Below are 21,844 nucleotides of genomic sequence, written 5' to 3' on the forward strand. Positions count from 1 at the left end.
AGTCGATTTGTATTTCGAACCCCCGGAGATAGTGAACGTGACGGATAAACTTGGATTTTTGATCGACATGGATGGTGTCATCTACAAAGGGAGTCAGCTGATTCCCGGCGCAGATGTCTTCATTGATCGACTTAAAAGAGAGGACCATCCTTTCTTGTTCCTGACCAACAACAGTCAGCGAACACGCCGCGACGTGGCGATGAAGCTGAAGCGTATGGGGATCAATGTTGGCGAAGAACATATCTTCACCTGTGCAATGGCAACGGCTAGGTTTCTCTCAAAGCAGAAACCTAACGGGACCGCATACGTGATTGGCGAAGGGGGCCTGCTGCAGGCTCTGCACCAAAACGGTTACTCGATTGTCGATAGCGATCCCGATTATGTCGTCGTCGGCGAAGGCCGTACGGTGACTGCCGAGTCGTTGGAAGCGGCAACGCGTATGATCCTTGCTGGGGCGAAGCTCGTCGCCACCAACATCGATCCGAACTGTCCTACCGCCGGCGGAACTCGCCCCGGTTGTGGTGCGGTTGTTGCCTTTCTCGAAACAGCGACGGGAAAGAAAGCGGCAAGCGTTGGTAAACCGAGTCCTGTAATGATGCGTGCGGCACGCAAGCAGTTGGGACTCGCGACGTCCGAGACCGTGGTGATTGGCGATACCATGGAAACGGATATTTTTGGTGGCGTGCAGATGGGATATCAAACGGTGCTGGCACTGTCCGGCGGAACCCAGTTTGATGATTTGGTCAACTACGCCTTCAGCCCCGATTCGATCATCGACTCGGTCGCGGATTTGGCTTCGCCGGAAGTCAATCTGCGAGAGAAATTTGGTTTGGCCGCAGCCGGCGAAGATTTGATGCCAGCTGTGAATGAATGGGAAGAGATGCGTCTAGCGACCACCTAAGCCGATGACGGCGACCGCTTGGCCCCAATCCTAATCCCGCCCAAGACACTCGTCCCGACAGAAATGTCCGCCAAGCGTCGAGTCAATTTTATGGTTGATGAAAAGCCGTAGGGCTAGGTGCGTCATACGAAACGCACCTAGTCTGCGGCCGATCATTGATCGATTGCCCTCATCGGGTGAGCGGATTGCCGCTGACGAATCTCTCGTCGGTCATTCCGAATTCTTTACTTGGTGAATTCGAGCCAAGCTTGTTCAATCGCTGCCGTATCCGGTGGATCGTCGTGAGCGATGTAGCGATAATCAGAGACGTACGTCTCGTTTGGTTCGAGAGTGAACTCGCCATCGACCATCGGAGCGAAACAGAAATAAGGTTTGCTGGGGTGTAAGCGAACCGCTTGAGGGAAGCGAAAGTTTTTACTGTGGCTGAGCATCGCGATACCACATTGCTCTCCGTCGACACGTCCAAACAAATCCACCCACTTCACATGCGATCCGTTGCCGTCAAATCGGCGTTCGCCCTCGCTCGTTAAAAATTGATGTCGAGCAACGTCCATGTCAGGTTCCGCAAGTTGCTGTCCTGCGTCTCTCGCTTTGAGATAGGCGTTGATCGCTTTTTCGCTTTCGACGGTGACCCATTCATTGTTACCGCGAAATGCCATTCCGCCGTAGTGGTACGGATTGATCGTCAGCAGCGAATCGGCAACGCAAGTGATGGTGGAGTGGATGTCGACGACAAATCCGGGGTCGGTCGTGGCATGCACCTGGACGGTCCATTGTTCTTTCAGCACCGGCGTGGGCGGATCCGGCGTGGTGAACGCTTCGTGTCGCAATTCGACGGTGAATGATCCCACTTGGTCACCACTGTTGACCTCGATCACCTTATGATGCGACACGTTGCCGGTTCGTTTGTGCTGGTTCCAAAAGTCGACTCGTTTGCCTTGGAAGGTCGTGTTAACAAATGCGCCGAACAACGCGTGTTGATGAGCATGGTCCGGTGCAAAGTCGCCCGTGACCATACGTCCGCTTGGGGTGTACAGCGGATGGATGTAGCCGCTGCGTCGGTAGATTGGGTCCATGCCTTGCGGTGGTTCTTGGAACGCTTTGTTGTACGTCAGCACCGGTTTGCCTCGCACCGTGACCTTAATGGAGTCGGGGGTTTCGGTGCACGTTACAATCGCGGCCGTTTCGGATTGGGCGAACACGGATGCCCGGTCCATCACAAAAAGACTGAACAGGGGCAGTAAGCCAATAACGATTCGGTTGTGAGTTGGCATGCAGGAAGCTCGGCGTCAGGCGGGGAGGGAATCAGGGAGGTCCAGAACGTCGGCTATTATAGAGCGAAGCCGCCATGCGAGCGGGGGCCGAGCAAGGGATCGTCTCAAGTCCGCGAGAAAATGACCAGGATGACAGCGACCGTTAGCAGGCTGGCGCCGAGCAAACGCGTGATCATCGTTTGGTGGCCATGGTCGGCCTCGGCACCGCCCCAGATTTTTGCTGCGGCCCAGGCCAACGCGACGCCCCACAGGCCCCGCATTGCATAGACCACGTTGATCCGCGCGGCGTCGTGGAATATGGCAACGGCAACGGTGATGCTAACCGCTTGCAGTGCCACAAACGTTGCCCCAGGCAACAGATTGGCACGGATGGTGGCGTCTTTGAACTTGGACCACTGGACCCAGGGAGCGAGGCAAAGCGAGGCAGCCCCGACCATCCAAAAGACAATCGGTAGAAAGCGGCCCGCACCCCAGGCAGGTGCCCAAAGTTGGACTAAACAATCAAACGCCGCGTAAGAAAACGCAGCCGAAAGCGCAAATACGATGGTCATTACCACGTCGTGGGGGTGGCTTCGTCCGGTCCACTGGATCAATGCAATCCCTGTGGCCGCTAATGCAGCGGCATACCACACCGATCGGGGCAATTGTTCGCCGCCGACAAACGTCAAAAGCAAGGCGACAAACACGACTTTGATTCCGAAGATCGGGGCCGCAATCGAAACATCACCGCGACCAATCGCCAAAAATGTGAACGCGAGTCCTTGGATAAACAGCCACGCAATCACCGCGGGCTGCCAAAACATGGTCCAATCAAGCGTGGTGCCCCCGAGTACCCATAGCGACGAAAAGGCGATCGCCGAGAACAGGTTCGAAACGAAAACGATCGTAATTTGGCCAGCACCAGCGGCACCTGATCGTTTGACAAAGATCAAACCACAGACGTACAGAACGCTGGCTAGCAGGGGAAGTAACAGATGCATCGTGCGCACAGCCTACACGTCGCCGCCGCAGCCGAGAACCGTGCGTCTTCAGGCAGCCTGCAGAAGCATCTGTTTGGTGTGCACTTCATCAATCGCAACACAAACGTCGGCGACGGTGATCGCTCGCATCGCCGAGTTATCTGCGTTTCGTCGATGTCGTCGCGATCCGCGTTCGTACGCCTTTTGAATCGCGACTTGGCCGTAGGGGCCCGAGTCACCTGGGCGTGTCGCACCGTAGAGCCCGATGGTGGGGGTGCCAACCGCGACAGCGATGTGCAGCGGACCGGTGTCACCGCTAATGAAGAGGTCGGCGTGACTGATCAGCGCGGCAAGATGGTGGAGGTCGGTATGAGGCGCCAACACCGCAGCGCCGCCCGATTTTGCCACGATCTCGTCGGCCATCACTCGTTCGTCGCTGGTGCCCCACACGACCGCGGATTGATAGCCAAATTTCTGTTTTAGATAGCGGGCGGTTTTAGCAAAGCGAGCCGCTTCCCAAAGTTTCGATTGCCACGTCCCTCCTGGGTTCAGCACGGCCAACCGTGGGCTGGCGATCGTACGTCGCCATCGCGAGGCCCAAACGACCGACGCATCCGATACGGGCAAATCCCATTGAACCGACGGAGAATGCAGCCCGAGTGGCGACAGCAGTTCAAGCGATCGATCCGTCACGTGGCGAAACGCCGGTGCCACACGAACATTGTTCAACAGCCGACTGAGCTCGCCACCATGTTTTCCTGCAAATCCAATCCGCTGGTGCGCTCCGGATACCCATCCGGCCAATGCCGACTTGGTGTTGCCTTGGCAGTCAATCGAAATGTCAAATTGATGCGGACGCAAAAGAGAACGGGCAGTCTGGATTCCCGACGGGGAAATGAACCATTTGCGGTCAAGTTGAATCACCGCATCGAGGGCTCGATGTCCCCGCACCATCGGCGCTGCTTTTCGTTCGACCACCCAGCCTAAATAGGCATCGGGGAATTCGGCTCGCAACGCACAGGCGACGGGAAGCGTTAAAATCGCATCGCCGATCGCACTGAGACGAGAGATGAGAATTCGAGGTCCACCTCGCTGCTTGATCTTTATATTGGACATCACGGCGATCCTTCGCACGAAAAATTGGGGCGTCCTATTGGGTGATTCTAAACGGCCGAACGCGGGCGATGCCAGAGCGATCAGTCAAGATCCCAAACCTATGAACGCTAGCAAATCTGAGCGTTAGCAAATCTAAACGCTAGCAAACTAGCCAACGTGGCTGGCCATCGGCGGCGCCGAGTGAATATCGACATTCTGAGAAGAAAAACAACGGCAGATTCACCACGAAACGGCCGCTCGGTGGCTAAGGGGGCACAAACCAGCGGCGAAGCGAAGGAGGGCGAAAAGCCGCCTCCCCCTGGCAATGCGATCAAATCGTATAGAGTCGCGAGAACCGCAGCGGATCCACGATACCATGTCGTTCCATTCTCGCTATCAAACGCCCCGAGGACTCGCCATCGTCGATCGTGGCGATCATGTCTTCGGCTGCCAATTGATAGGGGCGAAGCCGTTGTTCCTTGCTCATTTCCCAAGCGATCACCAACTGCTTTCTCGCGTCGGCAAAGTCGGACGTCGAGGTGGCAGTCAATTGCAGCAGCAAGCCTTCATAGAAATAGGCGACCGTCTTCGCAAACGCACCTTGCTCGCGATGCAAGCGTCGGATTGCCGTTTCAATCGATTTGACCCAGGGGCCGGCAGGATCCTTTTTCAGTTGATGCAGCGCGGTCAAGGCAACAAATTGCTCGACCATCACGCGATTGCATTGCAGCATCAACGCCGACAAATTGGTTTTCGAACTGCGTAGTTGCTCGATCCGTTGCCACGCTTGGTCATAGTGCCCCTTGTAGAGATCAAGATGGACGTGGGCCGTCCATTCGAGGAAGTTAAGCATTTGCGTGCCACCACAAGCAGCCAAACTCTCTGCATTCTTTGCCCGCACTTGTTCGCTGTCGATCACTCGATCTCGCATCAGCCAGGTAGAAGCTCCGCAACCTGAGCTTGCGATGATCCATTGAAATTGATCGTTTCGCTGCTTGAAATCGTCCAGCATTTGATCACATGTCTTCATCATCGCAGTCCATCGACCAACGTGCCAATGAGCCATCAAGTAGGCTGAGCGAAGGTGGCATACTTCCAGCGTCAATGGTTCACTCGATGCACTATAGTGGTGCACGCAGGCATCAAAGGACGCTGCCACACTGTTCCAACGCATCGCCAACGCTTGCGAAAACGCAATGCCTGCCCACACATCACCGATCATTTTGGAATTCTCGGTGGCGATCGCCCGTGGCAACAGATCTTGCAGCGCCAATTCGCTGCGGATTCGTTTGGACCCATGGTTGTAAGAACCGAAGACGGCGGCGCCGACTTCGACCAGGATTCGGTCCGCTTCACTACCGTAGCGTACCGCCAAGTTTGCTGCGGTGATGTTCAATTCCGCCGCGTGCAGGTTGTCGTACATCGACAACGGGCGGGCAACCGACAAGCAGAGTTCAAGTCGTTGCCGGTTTCTTACTGTCACGTTCTCGGGGGACACGCCGCCTTGTTTGCGTGAGAACCGAATGTTCGTGCAGACACAATTTGCCAGCAGACGCAAAATGTTGATTCTGCTCATCCAGCGTGGTTTGGCGGAGGGCACGTTCAGCAGGCGAGTCAATCGTTGCAATTGTTCACGCACTTCATTGAAATAGCCACAGCGAATCAGCAACGTAGTGGCTTTTAGCTGATAGTTGACGCTTTCTTCATCATTCAGCTCTGATGCGAGAAGCTGAAAGTAATGTGCCGCGTCCACGGGGCGGTCGGCTTCGACAAACGTTTCCGCCGTGATCCGAATATGCTCAATGCGTTCGGGACCACTGACGTGGTCGATCACTTTGGCGTGCCAGCGAGCGGCTTCGGTTTTGGCGTGATAGCGTTCGGCGTTTTCGGCAGCCAGGATCGCGTACGAAACGGCACGGTTGGGTTCATCTGCCTCGAAGAAATGACGTGCGATGCGAGCCGCCAATTTGCCCCCCGAGTCGAGGCGGGAAAGCAATCGAGCCCACGCGGCATGACACTCGCGTTTCTGAGAATCGCTCAGCGTGGTCGCCAAGTTCTCTGCAATGCTGTCGTGAAAAATCGAGATGCATTCGCCACCGGTAACGTCATCGCGAACCAACCGCTGTTGGACCAATTCCGAAAGCACGGCATCAATTGATTCGCCCAAGCCGGTCAATTCGCTCAACTGTTCTGCGGACACCAAATGCCCTGCGGTGACAATGTACGATAATGCGGTTTTGGCATCGTCACTGAGTCGTGCTACACGCATCGGCCACAGTTGGCCGGTGCGAGTGACCACGCGGGCTCCGGAATCGGTTTCCTCGCCGCTGACGGTATGGTGAAGCACGCCACCGGGGCGAAGTTCTTCGATAAAGTCGATCAGACGCAGTGGGTTTCCCTGCGCCGCTTGGACAAGTTCTTCAATGGCGGTGAAATTCAAGCGGGCCGACCAACGACGGGCTGCTCCAATGAGCAATTCTTGCGAGGCGGCCTCGGTCAAACGGTCGAGCTGTATTTTGTGTTGTGGAGGTGATGCTTGGTGATCCCCGTCGGGACGCGAGACCGTGATGATGCCCAGCATGCCTCCGCTGACCGCTTGCAAGCGGTCCAGCACATTTACACTATCGCGATCGGCCCACTGGACGTCGTCAATGATCAGAATCAACGGACCGACCAATCGCAAGGCTTCGCTTAGACGCACCCCCGCTTCGATCGCATCGAGACGCTTAAAACTTTTTCGGTCTGGATCGACCGAGGTGCTCGCTTTCACGACGCTCTTCAAGACCGGAAATGCTTCATGCAAAAACTCCGTGCTGGCGGGATCAAGTTCCATGATGTCGCGATCGTTTTTCATGTAACGCGTGGCGATCGCATCACAGATTTCATCGAACGCTAACATCGGAAGGTCTTCGCCGGAGCGACATTTCGCTCGAAATAGCTGCCCCCAGCGTTTCAGGTGAATGTATTGTGCAAGTTCGTCCACAAAGCGGCTCTTGCCGATTCCCGACGGCCCTTCGATGTGTAACCGTCCCACCCCGCCACTGAAAATCTCATCGATCCAGTCACAGCACTGCTCGAGTTCAACATCACGTCCCACGATGGGAGTGTCGATCCAGAGGCAACAAGGCGACTCGGCCGACCCAAGTCGTGATAGTGCCGATGCGGTGGGGCGATCGACTGGATCGCTCTGCAGCATCTCGGCACAAGCTTCACGTAACACGCTGGGGACATCCGAGGACAGATCCTCTACCGCTTCGCTGATCATCTCTTCGTCATCACGCCGATTGTCTTGCGAGCGTTCAATCGACAAATGCACATGATCGACCGTGCGATCCAAGATGCGAAGGGCGTCCAGCAAAACCAACCCTAAACTAAAGATGTCGCTGGCGGGCAAATAGTATTGATCCCACAAACTTTCGGGCGCAAAGAAGTGCGGTGGGCCGACGAGATAGTCGCGATAGCCGTTGGGATCGCTATCAAAATCGATCGTTCCGACCAGCCCGTAATCAATCAGCCGACCGTGACCCGTATGATCGATCATCAAATTTTGAGGCTTGATGTCCCGATGTACCAATCCGCGTGAGTGCATTAACGCCAACGCCGATGCGTATTGACGCACCAACGTCAGCAGTTGTTTATAGCCTCCATCGGGATCTTGTTTACCAAGATCCCAGACCCCCAGCGAAAACGTTTTGCCTTTGACTTCTTCCATCGAAAACGCGATGTGGTCATCGATGTAATGGATTCGGTCGAGGTGGATCAGACCGGGGTGCCGCAACGGGATCATGCGGCGAAAACCGAGCTTGTTGCGGACTAGGTTTTCACATTTGGCAGGCAACAGTAGTTTCAATGCGCAGAGTCGACCCGTGCTTTCGTCACGCGCGCGATAGACGTATCCACTGCTGCCCTTGCCAAGCAGATGGTGCAGCATAAAGTGCCCGAGTTGGTCGCCCGGCTTCCATGGGGGCGCAATCCGATCACTCGAGGCGTCGGGAAGATGCGTTTCTCGGTCTTCTTGCCCACGAATCTTGGTGTCCGAGGAAGGGTCGGTCGGGAAGTGCTCTTCATTGTCGCGTAGTCTTGCCATTGAACCTGTTACCCCTGTCAAACTCGAACGTCGACCGCAGTTAACTCATGCTGCAAAGCAACAGAGTATAGATCATCTGCCCGAAAAGAGCAGGTCAAAAAAGCCAACCGACGCATTGAGTTGTAAGAACGAAACGCCAGCAAATCAAAATGCCCCCCCTAACTGATCGACCAGCTCCCCATATCGCGTGTGCACCTATGGCGCGCATTCGCTAAGGAGAATGCGGTGAGGTCCGTGTGGTTTCAGTGAAATCCATAGATTCGCAGGCTGAACGCGTTGCAACGCTGTGATTTGTTGCCATCCTTGGTGAACAGAATTCGCTGGAGGGGTTCGGCAATCAGAAGCCCCCAGGCACGAAAACTCAGAGGCAGGGAAGTTCGAAGGCCAGCTGTTTGCCTGTGGTCAGGCCGCTGCGGGCGTGGCAATCGATCGCACGATATGAATGGTGTGATCGTGTTGTAGGTTCAGCACGGTGGGGGAAGAAATGCGTTGCCGGGTGTCCCACATTTCGATCGTTGGACGGTCGAAGGATGCGCCGCCGGCGCGAATCACACGGCCCAGTTTTTCATTGGTCAGTTCGACGAAGCTGCCCAGCGGGTAGAGTGACGTTAATTCAAGCAGGGCCCGCACGACCGTCGCATCGAATTTGCCTTGCTTCATTTCTTTAAGCAGCTGTACGAGGGCATGATACCCCTGGATGGCCAAGCGGTGAGGACGCGTCGAGATCATTCCAATAAATGCGTCGGCCACACAGGCAATTTTTGCGAGCGGGTGAATCGCATCGCCATGGCGTCCGCGAGGGTAACCGCTGCCATCACATCGTTCATGAATTTGGTACGACACCATTTGCGAACCGATGGATACTTGTTCACCGAAACGGCCGATCACTTCGGCGCCACGGACGGGATGGTCGGCGAGACGTTTAAGCATGCCATCGCTGAGCGGATGTTTTGAGCTAAACAATCCGGTACCGATCGCCTTCATGCCGATGTCATGAATCAAGCATCCCACGCCGAGTTCGATCAGCAGCGCTTCGTCTAACCCCATTTGCGAGCCAATCGCCATCGACATGGTGGCCAGATGCACACCGTGCCGTGCCGGGTACTCGGTTTCGAACGGAGAACAAGCCATGCAGACGAGCGCATCAACGTCTTCGGTCATCCGTCGCAAAATATCCTGGCACGTCGCGTGCAGCGGTGCCACGCTGCCATCGTGTGTCGCCAGCGTTTCATCAAAAATCTGGTTGATCGATTCAATCGAGTCACTGGTCTCGGACGCCCATTGATGGGTCATTCCTGGTTCATACGAGCAGTTTTCGGGTTTGCGCGCGCGAGCGGCAAACGGCAATGTATTCTCGTGTTCGGGTTCATCGTCGGCTTCTAAATGTTGGTCCAAGATCAAAGTTTGCTCGTTGATCGTGCTGGATTTGACATAAGCCGGAGGCGGAGGCACCTTTACCGCCCGCCCTTGTGGGGTGAAGGCATTGAGGATTGCAATGTCTTTTTCGCTTAATAGCAGACTCTTTACCCCCCGCAGCTGCAGTCGCAGGATCAAATCCGCGGTGACTTCCATCCCTTCGCCCAACAGACGAACACGTGCATTTTCGGGATCGGGAATTGCGGAGGTGAGTTTGACACCCGGAACCAGCAATTTTGCGGAGACTTTGCGGTATTTAGACATGGAAAGGCTCGAGACAGGGCGACGCTGGCAATCCAATGCATTTTTGAGAGGGGAGAACGGCTACACACATTTTTTGTCAGACAAAAGTGATTGGTTCGGAACGTAGCTAACCCGCAACATTATGGCTGCAAAGCAGCGAATGGAACGTCGAGATGGGTGGAGTACCATCTGGCCACCATCTAGGGCTAGTGCACATTTGCAGCGACAAAAATAAAAGACTTTTACACTCCCGTTACATAGGTTTACATGCTCTGAGACAGACAGGGCTTTACGGTTCTGTAGAATCTCCTCACTCAGGCAACTTCGTGAGATGTCTGACGCTTTCCCAAGGACATTCAACGACAGGATTTCATCTTATGGCTTCGGTCATCCCTCCTACCAAAAAACAGACTCGCCGCCAACGCAAATCGTTGGACCGCGCCCAGCCCGCTCAAAATAAAAAATCGAATCGTGACGCGAACTCGCCTCACGTCAGCAACGATAAAATTGGCAAATTGCCGTCAAACGCTCATCCGACCGCTTCGGAGCGACGTCGCGTTAACAATCTCAGCTACTGGGCGATTGGGTGGTTAACGATTGCCCACTTGGTCGTGCTGGCGGCTCCCTTCTACTTTTCCTGGACGGGATTGGCTGTGATGGTCGTCCTGCACTGGATGACGGGTAGCCTGGGGATTTGCCTCGGTTATCACCGCTTGTTGACCCACACCGGCATGAAGACTTATTCGTGGGTCCGTTATACGTTTGCCACGATTGGAACCTTGGCGGGCGAAGGCTCGGCATTGGATTGGGTTGCCGATCATCGCAAACATCACGCGCATAGCGATCAAGAAGGCGATCCGCATTCGCCAAACGAAGGCGGTGTGTGGGCCCACATCACATGGCTCGCGTTTCACACGCACAACGGCGATCGCACCGCCTACTTGCAGCGTTGGGTCCCCGACTTGTACAAGCAACGCGGAATGCGAATTTTGGACATGTTGTTCTTGCCCCTACACATTGCCGTTGGTTGTGCATTGTACGGCATCGGATACGCAATTGGCGGGAACGATTTCGGACTTTCGCTGCTGATCTGGGGTATGTTCGTTCGTCTGGTCGGTGTTCTGCACGCGACTTGGATGGTCAACAGTGCCTCGCACATGTGGGGCTACAAGAACTACGAAACCACCGACGATAGCCGCAACAACTGGCTCGTCGCGATCGTCGCGTACGGCGAAGGCTGGCACAACAACCACCACGCTTACCCACGCATGGCCAAGCACGGTCACAAGTGGTGGGAATTCGACATTACTTGGCAAGCGATTCGTTTGCTGCGAGCCTGTGGCCTTGTTTGGGACGTGGTCGATTATCGTACTGTCGCTGAGAAACAAGCCGGTGAGAGTGCTCCGACGACCGCAGCGTGATCTGAACGCCGACGGTCGCGTCAATGAATCAAAAACGCCGCTTGCACAAATGTGCCAGCGGCGTTTTTTTTGTGGTTCAGTTGACTTTAGCGTGTTTGGGCGACTCTAGCGTTTAGAAGACGTCAAAAATGCAGCGATGACGCCTGCGATCAAGCCACCGAGGTGGGCACCGTTGGCGATCGGCCCAAACATCCCGGTCATACACAAGACCAACCATCCCAACATCAGCATCACGTTGCCTTGAGACATGCGAATTGGGTACGACAAATCCATTTGCGGACGAATCCAAAGATAGCCAAACAAGCCATAAACGGCTCCTGACGCCCCGATGGCAAACGGCGATCCTGCGACCGCATGGAGAATCGGCGGCAGTGATTCGGCACCCGGCAGTGAGACCTGCAGCATCATTCCGGCGAGCTGGCTGATGAACAGCAAGATGCTCAGAAAGATCGAGCCGTGCAGTCGTTCAATCGCCGAACCGAGCAGAAAAATCCAAATCATATTGAATGCGAGATGCAGCGGATCGGCGTGTAAAAACATTGGGGTGATAAAACGCCACACCTCTCCCTTTCGCACCGAGGCAAACCAATCGCCGTCGCTCTCGACGTAGTCGCGGTGATCCACGAAGGACAGGGCGTAGTCGACCGACTGTTCCGTCGTCAACTGAGTACTATCAAGCGATTGCCTTGGCCGGCCGAAGCCTCCGGTAAAACTAGCGATCACCGACAACGCAATCACTGCAATGACAACGGGAATCCGTTGCTGGCGGCCAGCCATGCCGGCACCCCCAAGTCCCCCCATCGCCGTCCCTCGTGACGCCGGCATCGATCGTTGTAACTTTCGTTGCTCGGCAATTTTACGTTGGTGATGGTTCACCCGCTCGTTGCGAATGGCGTCCGCCTTGCTTTTGACTTGGTACGATTCTGAGTCGGGGGATTGCTCGAACAAGGCAAATTGTTTGCGGGCTTCTTCGACGTCCTTTTCCTCACGGATCCAGATGTCCCAGCGGGGGCTATCGGGGTCCCCGTCGGAGTCCGCTGCGGCATCAATCGACAGTGTGACCAAATAATCACAGAACCGATGAGCAAGAGTTTCGTTTTCAAGGCTGCCGATTCGCCGCATCAGTTCAACGCCGTGTTCAATCGAGTAGTGGAGGGGAACAACCGCAGGATTGTAGAGAGTATCTGCGGAAGGCTAGTTGTAAGCGGAAATTACGCAAAACGCACTCCCATGGAAGCGATTCGAGCCAGCATTGGGGGAAGGGCCACAGCAAAAAGTGGCCGGCGGCAACGCGCCGACGGTGGCCAACGATCCAAGCAGCCAACGATCCAAGGAGTTCGGGGGGCCAAACGACTCACACGGACTTTTGTTTCCGCTGCGCTTCAATTTCCTCAAACGTGTAAAGTCGGCCGGTTCCGGACCCTGGGCAAACGCTGCAAGTTTCTTTCCAATCTTTCTTTCGCTCCAGATTACTGTCCCAAAACGGCCATGTCCGGCACTGGATCGGTCGAGCACCATAGACGCTGCATTTGCGGGTTTCGGGGTCCAACAAGATACAGTCCCCGTCGGGATATTCTTTTAGGCTTTTGTCTGCGCCGACTTGGCGAACGAATTGGTACTCGAACGCGTCGACCTCCAATTCCATTTCGTCGGCCAAATCCGCGATTTCGTCTTCATTGACCCAAACAAATCCCGGCGCTCCGCTGCAACAGTCCCCGCACTGAGAACACTCAAAACGAAGACCGTCGGCGTACCATGGGGCGGCCTTTTTCTTGTTGTTTGAATCTTGCTTTTTGGGCATCGTAGAGGAAACCGCAGGGGGGGCAGTGGATCAGGCTCGAGCGGCAGCGGTCGCTTCCAAGCGATCGAATTCAAGTTCCAGCCGAGCTTCTTGGAACCCATCACTGTAGCGTTTCACCGCGAAATCGTCGACGCGGCCAGTCGTTTTTGCACTGCGGCGGATCGACTCTTCCGATTTGTGCCGAGCTGGGGGCGTGCTAAATTAGAGACATCGATCTCGGTGGGGTCTCTGCGAATCGCTTTCTTCGGAGCTTGTTCCATGCGAATTTTTTCTACCCTCTTGGTGCTGGTGTGCAGTTGGTCGATGACCGCGGCGAGCGTGGATGCCCGCGAGTGGTCAAGTCTCGATGGCCAATTCAAGATCGATGCCGACGTGATCGCCTTTAACGATTCGACGGTGGTGTTGAAACGCAAGTCCGGGAAATTGGTGGCGGTCGAATTGGCCGAGCTGTCGCAACAAGACCGAGATTATGTGGCGTCCAAAGAGACGAGGGATGCGTTTCGCAAATCCGCGGACCAAATGCAGACGTGGACGTCGGTCGATGGAATGATGATCCGCGGACGTGTGCTTGCCTATGGCAAAAAGGATCTCGAGGTGCAGCGGAAGAAGGGCAATGTGCTGATCAACGGTCAGCCGTTTTCCAGAATTGATCCGCTGCATCAAAAGCTTGTCTTGAAAATCATTTCGCATCTCGAGGGAGCGAAGATTCAAGAGGAGTCGCAGCTCACTGCCTGGGCAAAAAAAACGCTGGCTGCGAAACCCAAGACGTATCCGCTCGAAGGCGTTCTGATGCAACTCGAAAGTGGTGATGAGATCAGTGTTCCGTTCTTCTTGTTTGACAAAACCGATCTCGCCGTCCTGCAGCCTGGTTGGGAACATTGGCGTAGCCAAACCGAGGACGAAGCGGCCCGCGAACGCGAAAGTTTGATGGTTCAAACCTCTGCGATGCAGTACCAGCTTGAAAAACAGCAGAACTATCAAATCGAACGAATGAAACTTGATATGCTGGCGGCAGCCACCGGGTTAACCTCAATCTGGGAAGTCATGCTCGAGCCAAGGCAAGGCGTTTATGGTCGCCGCACCAGCGTCATCGTGACCGCCCGCAACAGCGACATCGCGACGCACATGGTGACGGCGCGTTATCCCGGTTACGCGGTGATCGGAGTCCGGCGGGCTAACCGCTGATCCTGCCCAGCCGTCAATTGGGCCCCGTTGTTAATCGGGCCCAGCCGTTATTTGGGCCCAGCCGTTAATTCAGCCAATCGCGAAGCCGATGACCGCGACGCTGTTGAGGCTCGACCGCAGAGTCAACGCTCGATGCGGAAGAGCGATTTTTTCTATGAAAGTTGATTGAATGAGTTCCGAACCGTTCGCCGTGCTGATTGTTGATGATGAGCCCAATATCCGATCGGGTTTGGCGAAGGGGCTCGCCAGCGAAGCTGACCTTGTGAAGACCGCGGGCGATGCCGACGATGCACTGGACCAGTTCAACAAAGGTTCGTTTCAATTGGTGATCGCGGATGTGCGATTGAATAGCAGCATGACGGGGATCGAGCTGTTAGAAAAAATTCGTTACTTGCGTCCGACCACCGCGGTCATCGTGATCACTGCCCACGGAACCGTCGAGACCGCCGTTGAAGCGATGCGTGCGGGCGCGTTTGATTTTATCTTGAAGCCGCTTGACTTGAATTTGATTCGTCAGCAAGTCCGCAAGGCTCGAGAGTATTACCAATTGCGAGTCGAGAACCGGCAATTGAGAACGCAATTGGCCGGCGCGGGGCAAGTCTCGAATATCATTGGCAACGGCGCCGCGATGCAAGCGGTGTTTCAGCAGATTCGCCAGGTCGCTGCTACCGAGGCGACTGTTTTGATACAGGGCGAAAGTGGCACGGGAAAGGAATTGATTGCCCGCGCCCTGCATGACCTCAGCGACCGAAGCAGCGGTCCCTTTATCGCCGTGAATCTAGGCGCGATGCCAGAAAACCTGCTCGAAAGTGAGCTTTTTGGCCACGAAAAAGGCTCCTTCAGTGGCGCCTCGCGACAAAAACCGGGATGCTTTGAACAGGCCGCCGGAGGCACTTTGTTCCTGGACGAAGTGACGGAAATGTCGGCGAAAAGCCAAGTCGATCTGCTGCGGGTGCTCGAATCACGCGTGTTTACGCGTGTGGGGGGCGAAGAGTTGATTCACACCGATGTACGCATTGTTTCAGCAACCAACCGTTCCGTGCATGAATTGATCGAAGAAGGCGTGTTTCGCGAAGATCTGTTCTATCGTTTAAACGTGATCCCCATCGAAGTCCCTCCGCTGCGGGCGCGTCGCGAAGACATCCCGTTGTTGGTAGAGCATTTTTTAGAACAGTTTTGTACGCGACATTCGCGCGACGCCAAACAGCTATCTCCCGCAGCGATGCAAACGCTGGTTTCATCCAATTGGCCCGGCAATGTTCGCCAACTGCGAAATATGATTGAGCGGATCGTGGTGACCCACAGCGGCGAAGTCATCCATCATGACGAATTGCCCGCGGAATTGACTCGCACCCCAAGTCCGGCGAACAAAACGCTCGTTCCGTTGGCCGAAGCGGTCGAAGCCTGCGAACGCGAAACAATCGCTGCAGTGCTTAACGCCTATGACCTGCATCGTGATAAAACCGCTAAAGCGCTTGGGATCAGCGTGCGAACGCTCCATTACAAAATGAGTCGCTATAATTTGCATTAACCCAGTGCACGTTAACTAAGTGCATGTTGCCCCCCTACCTTTGTTGCCCCATGTCGTGTCGTGCGTCAGCGATCCGGCATCCCTTCCTTCCTCTGACGCTTTGAGATGAATTGATGATCACTCTGTTTCACCGCGCTGTCCCCATCTGGATGGTTCTGCACGCCTCCTTGTTATTGGCTCAAGACGTGTCGATTGCCACGTTAGATCCTGAAATGGCGGTCAGCAAAAAATCCGCCGGCGGAATCGATTGGTACGACGTGACTCAGTGGGGTGTCGAAGGCCGTATCTTGCCCGATCAAGAGCGACAACAATGGTTTGATCGCCTGCCTGCATCGGCGCAAGACTCGGTGACCAAGAATGTTTGGAATCTTAGTCGCGACAGCGCGGGGATGATGGTCAGGTTCACCACCGATGCCACCGCAATCCACGTCCACTACAAATTGAAAGACGCGGGGTTGGCGATGCCTCATATGCCCGCAACCGGGGTCAGCGGGGTCGATTTGTATGCTCGCGACAACCACGGCGATTGGAGATGGGTTCAGGTTGCCAAGCCGTCGTCCCAAGAAGTCAAAGCGGAAATCGTGAGTGGGTTGGCGAAGGGACAGCGTGAATACGCGGCCTACTTACCGCTCTACAATGGTGTCGAGTTTATGAGCATCGGCGTCGAGCAGGGACGTCATTTCGCAGGATTAAAACCACGCAAAAAGCCTCTCGTGTTCTACGGTACCAGTATCACCCACGGTGCTTGTGCCAGCCGACCAGGGATGGTTCATACTGCGATTTTGGGAAGACGATTCGACATGCCGGTGGCCAACCTTGGCTTCTCGGGCAACGGGCGAATGGACAAAGCCGTAGGTGATTATCTAGTGCAAGTCGATGCTGCTGCGTTTGTTATCGACTGTTTGCCCAACATGGGGCCGGCCGCGGTGGCAGAAAAATGTATTCCGCTGGTCAAACAGATTCGTCAATCGCGCCCCGACACCCCGATTGTGCTGGTAGAAGATCGCCGCAATACCAATGATTGGATCTTACCGGATCGCCAGCAGCATCACACCGATAATCATGCGGCACTGAAAGCGGCCTACAAAAGTCTGGTCGATGACGGTGTCACCGGCTTGCATTACATCGAGGGCGATCATCTGTACGGGGACGACGCCGACGGGGCGACCGATGGTTCCCACGCCAGCGATCTCGGCTTTATGCGACAAGCTGACGTCTTTGAGCCAATATTGCGTAAGGCGATCGGCATCCAGAATTAGCACGACAAACTCGTTTCATTTCCCCCCCGCAGTCAGCGGGGCGGTGACAACTGGGTAAATCGTGATGCGGTGGGGAGATGGTTTTTGCCCAAACCGCGATCCCCTTTGACCCAGCCCAAGGGGCGTCCGTGGTACTGAACCACGGTCCAGCCGCGAGAAGGACATGGAATCGGGGCTCCGCTGAGGTATTGTGCCGCCGTTTCATGGTCGACGTCCAGCGTTTGTCGGCTGCGAAGAAGGGTGCCTCGTTGTAAGGCCGCTGCATGTGCCGGCTTCCACACTTTGCCCGTGCGATGAGCAATTTCGGGACCTAACTTGGCAACCCGTTCCACCCATACCGGCGCATCAATTGGAATCGCGTAAAGCGATGAATCGCTACCAAAATACCGATGCACTTGTCCCGAATCGGTGAACCATTGATCGAGTTCGACCGTGGTTTTAAATGGTTTGTTGTTGCGAAACGTTTTGGCTGACCACGATGCTTCCCCTTGAATCAACGAGGCCGCAAAGCTGCCAGCGCAGTCGTGTTGGTGAGGCCACAAGCGATAGCAGCCGGGGGTGATGGGAGATGCATACGGCTGCAGCGATGGGATCGATTCCGCAGTGAAGTCGTGCGAACCGAGCAGACCGTCGATCTGAGCTTCGTTTTCCGCTGCGGCGAACGTGCAGGTGCTGTAGACCAGTTTTCCACAGGGACGCAGCAATCGCGTCGCGGCGGATAAAATGCGTTGCTGCCGCGACGCACTATGTTCGATTTGATGGCCCGATAGCGCCGAGATCGATTGCCGTTTGCGTGACAATAACGCCTGTCCGCTGCAGGGGGCGTCCACTACGACGACATCAAAACAACCCGTTAACTGTTTTGCTAGATCATCGGGATCGAGTTGCGAGATCGCGAAACGGTCCGAACCCGTGCGAGACAAATTGTGCAACAACGCGGGAACACGCGAACGAATCGGTTCGTTCGCCAGCAGAAAACCGCTGCTCTCGAGCGATTCGAGAATCGCCGTGGCCTTGCCGCCCGGCGCGGCACAGAGGTCGCAAACAGTTTGATTTTTTAATGCAACAGGATGATCGGCTTGTAACGCTGCAAGCGCGAGGAGCGATCCCGCATCCTGAACGTAATAGTCGCCCGCAGCATACGCGAGTTCCTTTGATGGACGCGATTCAGTCGATTCGCAGCGATAGCCCAGGGAATACCAAGGCACGGGGGTGGTCGGAAACGGCAGCGATTCTGGGGCGACTTCGCGGCGTACCCGAACGACGTTTCGGTGACGACTTGATAGCGAAGCGATAAACGCGTCGAGTTCGTTTGCCGAAAGCGAGATCTTACCAAGTGCGTCGCGAACCAGGTCGTGAAGCGAGTCGTCATCCAACGACTCGCTATGCGAAGTTGAAGTCACACTCATGCCTGACGTTGAAACCATCGCCAAGCGGACAATCCCATCGACAACACTCCGGCGAGCAAAAGCGGCGAGGTTAGTGTGAACATGATGAACACGATGTGGGCGAGATGCCCCGATCCGTCATCGCTTCCCGCGACGAAATTGTTGCCTAGCAGGACATCGAGATCGGCTTGAACCGCAGGCACCCGAATTGCATACAGCCCACCCGCGAAAATGACGGCAAAGATCACCATCATCAGCATCATCACTGCGAGGCTAATTTGCGGAACACGGCGACGATGTGACGATGGAAGCATTTGAGGAACAGAGCGGTGGATCATGTCATAGGAGCGTTGCCGAACACACCCTCCCCCCCCTTGCGCGATGATCGTAAAACGCGGGGCTCAAGCCGACGATTGCAATACGCTGATTGCAAAAGGCTGGGGTAAGGGGGGCTTGGGGGAAAGTCGGTGCTCCCCCCTGGCAGCACGCCTACTGTACTCGGTCTGAACCCTGATCGTCAATCAACCGCTACGATCGGGCACGCATCACTGTGGACGGAGAGGGCGATTAGAAAATGCCCGCTCCGAAGTCGTCGTCTTCTTGAGGGCTCGCTTTTTCTCGATTGGGTGTATTCATAAAGTGCGGTCGTTTTGGGCCACCGCTTCCTGAATCGGGTTCGTCAATCATCGCATCATTGCTTGACGAGGCTGGGGCGGCGTTTTGCCGACTTTCGCTTTTTTCGCGGGCGGGTGACGGTGACGGACCGGCGTCATCATAGCCAAAGTCATCATCGTAACGCGACCGATAACCCGGTTCTCGTGATCGGCTGAGCTCGGCTTCAAATTCTTCGATCACTGCATTTTGAATCAATTCGCGGCAATCGCTGTTGATCGGATGAGCAACATCCGCATACAGCTTTTGAGGTGAATCCGTGTCTGCATCGACTTGCAATTTCACGCCACAATGATTGCAGTAGGTTGCACGAAGATGGTTTTTATAACTGCATCGTTGACAATGGCCTGTCAATTTTCGACTTGGCATCGCCACAAAAGGACCGTTCGCACCGTCAATGATTTTAAGGTCGCGAACAACAAAACAACCATCGATCGTGATCGAGCAAAATGCTCGCAAACGATCCTCGGACGCTTCCATTAGCTTGATGCGTATCTCTGAGATCTGCACTAGGTGACCCTCCCTAACCGCGATGGCATTGGAATGCGGATTGTCCGGAGCCTACAGTGCATCTAAACATGTTCAGCAACTCTGGACTTAGTATTTACTCAATTTGGATGCTGGCGGGGACAAGCACCGAACTCGCAGCGACTACCCTCGCGGTCGGTAACGATTGCCGATCAGCATCTGACCGGACACCCCGCTGCTGTACTGCACTATATTGGTTACGCAACTGCGATGCCAATCTGGTCGCATGGATTGCGGACTCTGCCAGACCGAAACAAGCCGAGCCGCTCCCTGTTAATTGACACCCCCGCAGCCCGAGATGCCACATCGATTTTAATATTTCGTCAATTTGCGGTGCGATTTTTGATGCGGGCTCCTGAAGTCGATTACACATATGCGAAGCGATCGACCCCCAATCTCCCGTCTTTAATGCCCCGATGAACGCGTCCGCGGGCTGAGGAGTGTCGGAAATCGACGATTCTGAATAAATTTTTGCGGTCGATAAGCTTGTCGCTGGAAATGCCACAACCGTGTTAAGCTGAGTGGTCAACGCGACAGGGGTAAGTTGTTCGCCGCGTCCCTGAGCCCTTGCCGCAGTCCATGCCGTTGCTGCATTGCCAAGGAAAAATGGAATGTCGCTGCCGAGTTCGGCCGCCAACACGACAAGATCGGGATGGTCCTGAGGGATCCCGCTGAGGGTTGCCGCACAGAGCAGTGCCGAGGCCGCATCGCTGCTAGCGCCCCCCATTCCCGCGCCCGCAGGAATGCTTTTTGCTAGGTGACAGGAAAATCCCGTCGCTAATCCGAAATGCTCCGCGAACCTGACTAGTGCCCGGTGGACAAGATTTCGCGAGTCATCGGGAATCGCAAGCAGCGATTGTCCCTGATCCGAATCAGGATCAACGCCAAGTTCGCGAGCGACAATTTCGAGCGACGGCATCCACTGGACCGCGAGCTGAACGCCTGGGGTTTCGCTTTGCTGGATGCGGAGCTGGTCACGCCAATCGATCGCGACCATCACGGTGTCGATATCGTGATAGCCATCTTCACGTTTGCCCATCAGCTCGAGAAAGAGGTTCAGCTTTGCGGGCGGATGGGTCACCGCGATCGATGACAGGGGGAGAGCTTGCACGGAACTTTCTCGGCGAATTCATCGATAGAGGGAGCGGTAACGATACCATGCTCGCGGTTCAGGCGACGTTGGACTCGTTCGCCAAAGCGGTCTCGTTTTCGATCGACGCGACATCACTCTGCTTCATCGCAACGATGGTGATTCCGTGTCGGCGGGCATCGTCCACCGTTTGGGCTTGATCCACCACGATCGTTTTCCCCGCTTCGATGGCAATCACCGTTCCGCCGGCTTGGGCAACACGTTGGACGGTTTGTGGGCCGATGGTGGGGACGTCAAAACGCATGTCCTGGTTTGGCTTGCTGACTTTGACGAGTGTCCAGCCGCCACGACGGCAAAGTTCGCCCGTCCGCTCGATGCAAGCGTCGGTGCCTTCGATCGCTTCGACGGCAATCACGGTGCCATCTTTGATGGTGATCGATTGTCCGATATCCATGCCACCCATTTGCCGCGCCACCTGCCATCCCATTTGGACGTCACGCTGAGCACGGTTGGTCAGAGGTTTGCCGACAAGGGTTCCGTGTTTCACAAGTAGCTCCGGTGCGAAGTCGGTAGCGGCACAGATTTCCATGCCACTACGCGTGTAGGTATTCGTGACGGCCAACAGCAGACGATCGTCACGTGCATCGCGTTTGCGGCCAAACAACAGCGGACCAAAGGTGCGAATCGCGTGTAGGTCGGGCAAGTGTTTTAGCCACACCGATCCTTGGAACAAAATGTCTGACTTGAACAGCTTTCCCGCCATCGTGACTTGTTGCACCCCGTGACGTCGGAAGTAGCGGATATGTCCACCCACTTTGCCCACGCCAAGCCAATGGACGTCCTTGCAAATGGACTCTAATTCGCGACTGGCGTGCCCTTTGATGGCGATGCAGCACACATCGCGTCCCTCGCGGACGATCGCTTGGGCGACTTCGATGGGAAAACTTCCCCATCCCGCGATAATTCCCACTGGCGAATTCGAGGCAGTGTTCAT

17 protein-coding genes are annotated in these 21,844 nt (G+C 55.3%); 5 read left to right on the forward strand and 12 right to left on the reverse strand.

The window, feature by feature from the left end; translation table 11 throughout:
• Window positions 1-67: 67 nt before the first annotated feature.
• Entirely contained in the window at window positions 68-901 is an 834-nt protein-coding gene (locus tag ABD971_RS34180; protein ID WP_339936636.1) for an HAD-IIA family hydrolase, read from the forward strand.
• Window positions 902-1,125: 224 nt separating this feature from the next.
• Here the strand turns inward: ABD971_RS34180 and ABD971_RS34185 are convergent, their stop codons facing one another.
• The 5 genes from ABD971_RS34185 to ABD971_RS34205 all read right to left on the reverse strand — a co-directional run bounded on the left by ABD971_RS34185 (window position 1,126) and on the right by ABD971_RS34205 (window position 9,996).
• Window positions 1,126-2,175, reverse strand: coding sequence for a DUF6807 domain-containing protein (locus ABD971_RS34185; RefSeq protein ID WP_345328245.1), 1,050 nt, complete (start codon window positions 2,173-2,175; stop codon window positions 1,126-1,128).
• Between the two features lie 104 nt (window positions 2,176-2,279).
• The gene (locus tag ABD971_RS34190; RefSeq protein WP_345328248.1) at window positions 2,280-3,155 is read right to left on the reverse strand and encodes an EamA/RhaT family transporter; all 876 of its coding nucleotides are present in this window, start codon (window positions 3,153-3,155) and stop codon (window positions 2,280-2,282) included.
• A gap of 48 nt (window positions 3,156-3,203) precedes the next feature.
• Window positions 3,204-4,250, reverse strand: a complete 1,047-nt coding sequence (locus ABD971_RS34195) for a glycosyltransferase family 9 protein (RefSeq protein ID WP_345328250.1) — start codon at window positions 4,248-4,250, stop codon at window positions 3,204-3,206.
• Between the two features lie 310 nt (window positions 4,251-4,560).
• Window positions 4,561-8,316, reverse strand: coding sequence for a serine/threonine-protein kinase (locus ABD971_RS34200; RefSeq protein ID WP_339936548.1), 3,756 nt, complete (start codon window positions 8,314-8,316; stop codon window positions 4,561-4,563).
• 402 nt (window positions 8,317-8,718) lie between these two features.
• Window positions 8,719-9,996: an HD-GYP domain-containing protein gene (locus tag ABD971_RS34205; RefSeq protein WP_345328253.1), complete on the reverse strand. Its 1,278-nt coding sequence runs from the start codon at window positions 9,994-9,996 to the stop codon at window positions 8,719-8,721.
• A 356-nt stretch (window positions 9,997-10,352) separates the two neighbouring features.
• On the opposite strand from ABD971_RS34205, the gene ABD971_RS34210 reads away from it, so the two are divergent.
• Window positions 10,353-11,396, forward strand: coding sequence for an acyl-CoA desaturase (locus tag ABD971_RS34210; protein ID WP_339936553.1), 1,044 nt, complete (start codon window positions 10,353-10,355; stop codon window positions 11,394-11,396).
• A 105-nt stretch (window positions 11,397-11,501) separates the two neighbouring features.
• Here the strand turns inward: ABD971_RS34210 and ABD971_RS34215 are convergent, their stop codons facing one another.
• Together ABD971_RS34215 and ABD971_RS34220 are read right to left on the reverse strand one after the other, a co-directional pair.
• Window positions 11,502-12,518: a rhomboid family intramembrane serine protease gene (locus ABD971_RS34215; protein ID WP_345328256.1), complete on the reverse strand. Its 1,017-nt coding sequence runs from the start codon at window positions 12,516-12,518 to the stop codon at window positions 11,502-11,504.
• A gap of 232 nt (window positions 12,519-12,750) precedes the next feature.
• Window positions 12,751-13,197, reverse strand: a complete 447-nt coding sequence (locus tag ABD971_RS34220; protein WP_345328258.1) for a YkgJ family cysteine cluster protein — start codon at window positions 13,195-13,197, stop codon at window positions 12,751-12,753.
• A gap of 258 nt (window positions 13,198-13,455) precedes the next feature.
• On the opposite strand from ABD971_RS34220, the gene ABD971_RS34225 reads away from it, so the two are divergent.
• The 3 genes from ABD971_RS34225 (at window position 13,456) to ABD971_RS34235 (ending at window position 17,172) form a co-directional block, all read left to right on the forward strand.
• Window positions 13,456-14,382 (forward strand): SHD1 domain-containing protein, encoded by a 927-nt coding sequence (locus ABD971_RS34225; RefSeq protein ID WP_345328260.1) that lies wholly within the window; start codon window positions 13,456-13,458, stop codon window positions 14,380-14,382.
• A 169-nt stretch (window positions 14,383-14,551) separates the two neighbouring features.
• Window positions 14,552-15,913 (forward strand): sigma-54-dependent transcriptional regulator, encoded by a 1,362-nt coding sequence (locus tag ABD971_RS34230; RefSeq protein WP_345328262.1) that lies wholly within the window; start codon window positions 14,552-14,554, stop codon window positions 15,911-15,913.
• A gap of 113 nt (window positions 15,914-16,026) precedes the next feature.
• A complete protein-coding gene (locus ABD971_RS34235) occupies window positions 16,027-17,172 on the forward strand; it encodes an SGNH/GDSL hydrolase family protein (RefSeq protein ID WP_425571413.1) in 1,146 nt (381 codons plus the stop codon).
• Window positions 17,173-17,204: 32 nt separating this feature from the next.
• Here the strand turns inward: ABD971_RS34235 and ABD971_RS34240 are convergent, their stop codons facing one another.
• The 5 genes from ABD971_RS34240 to ABD971_RS34260 form a co-directional block, all read right to left on the reverse strand.
• Window positions 17,205-18,581, reverse strand: coding sequence for a methyltransferase RsmF C-terminal domain-like protein (locus tag ABD971_RS34240; protein WP_345328265.1), 1,377 nt, complete (start codon window positions 18,579-18,581; stop codon window positions 17,205-17,207).
• Window positions 18,578-18,874, reverse strand: a complete 297-nt coding sequence (locus ABD971_RS34245; protein ID WP_339936565.1) for a hypothetical protein — start codon at window positions 18,872-18,874, stop codon at window positions 18,578-18,580. The genes ABD971_RS34240 and ABD971_RS34245 overlap by 4 nt, the downstream gene beginning before the upstream one ends.
• Before the next feature lie 253 nt (window positions 18,875-19,127).
• Window positions 19,128-19,742 carry a septation protein SpoVG family protein gene (locus ABD971_RS34250; RefSeq protein ID WP_345328268.1) on the reverse strand — a complete coding sequence of 205 codons (615 nt, stop codon included), beginning with the start codon at window positions 19,740-19,742 and terminating at the stop codon, window positions 19,128-19,130.
• Window positions 19,743-19,836: 94 nt separating this feature from the next.
• Window positions 19,837-20,871, reverse strand: a complete 1,035-nt coding sequence (locus ABD971_RS34255; RefSeq protein WP_345328271.1) for a 4-(cytidine 5'-diphospho)-2-C-methyl-D-erythritol kinase — start codon at window positions 20,869-20,871, stop codon at window positions 19,837-19,839.
• Window positions 20,872-20,929: 58 nt separating this feature from the next.
• Window positions 20,930-21,844: an LpxI family protein gene (locus ABD971_RS34260; protein WP_425571414.1), complete on the reverse strand. Its 915-nt coding sequence runs from the start codon at window positions 21,842-21,844 to the stop codon at window positions 20,930-20,932.

The sequence above is a fragment of the Novipirellula rosea genome (genome assembly GCF_039541335.1).
Lineage (GTDB): Bacteria > Planctomycetota > Planctomycetia > Pirellulales > Pirellulaceae > Novipirellula > Novipirellula rosea.

Excerpts from the sequence above, each read along its gene's own strand:
- ABD971_RS34180 (WP_339936636.1), top strand. The coding sequence starts at position 68 with ATGGATGGTGTCATCTACAAAGGGAGTCAGCTGATTCCCGGCGCAGAT.
- ABD971_RS34185 (WP_345328245.1), bottom strand. The coding sequence starts at position 2,175 with ATGCCAACTCACAACCGAATCGTTATTGGCTTACTGCCCCTGTTCAGT.
- ABD971_RS34190 (WP_345328248.1), bottom strand. The coding sequence starts at position 3,155 with ATGCATCTGTTACTTCCCCTGCTAGCCAGCGTTCTGTACGTCTGTGGT.
- ABD971_RS34195 (WP_345328250.1), bottom strand. The coding sequence starts at position 4,250 with ATGTCCAATATAAAGATCAAGCAGCGAGGTGGACCTCGAATTCTCATC.
- ABD971_RS34200 (WP_339936548.1), bottom strand. The coding sequence starts at position 8,316 with ATGGCAAGACTACGCGACAATGAAGAGCACTTCCCGACCGACCCTTCC.
- ABD971_RS34205 (WP_345328253.1), bottom strand. The coding sequence starts at position 9,996 with ATGTCTAAATACCGCAAAGTCTCCGCAAAATTGCTGGTTCCGGGTGTC.
- ABD971_RS34210 (WP_339936553.1), top strand. The coding sequence starts at position 10,353 with ATGGCTTCGGTCATCCCTCCTACCAAAAAACAGACTCGCCGCCAACGC.
- ABD971_RS34215 (WP_345328256.1), bottom strand. The coding sequence starts at position 12,518 with ATGCGGCGAATCGGCAGCCTTGAAAACGAAACTCTTGCTCATCGGTTC.
- ABD971_RS34220 (WP_345328258.1), bottom strand. The coding sequence starts at position 13,197 with ATGCCCAAAAAGCAAGATTCAAACAACAAGAAAAAGGCCGCCCCATGG.
- ABD971_RS34225 (WP_345328260.1), top strand. The coding sequence starts at position 13,456 with ATGCGAATTTTTTCTACCCTCTTGGTGCTGGTGTGCAGTTGGTCGATG.
- ABD971_RS34230 (WP_345328262.1), top strand. The coding sequence starts at position 14,552 with ATGAGTTCCGAACCGTTCGCCGTGCTGATTGTTGATGATGAGCCCAAT.
- ABD971_RS34235 (WP_425571413.1), top strand. The coding sequence starts at position 16,027 with ATGATCACTCTGTTTCACCGCGCTGTCCCCATCTGGATGGTTCTGCAC.
- ABD971_RS34240 (WP_345328265.1), bottom strand. The coding sequence starts at position 18,581 with ATGAGTGTGACTTCAACTTCGCATAGCGAGTCGTTGGATGACGACTCG.
- ABD971_RS34245 (WP_339936565.1), bottom strand. The coding sequence starts at position 18,874 with ATGCTTCCATCGTCACATCGTCGCCGTGTTCCGCAAATTAGCCTCGCA.
- ABD971_RS34260 (WP_425571414.1), bottom strand. The coding sequence starts at position 21,844 with ATGAACACTGCCTCGAATTCGCCAGTGGGAATTATCGCGGGATGGGGA.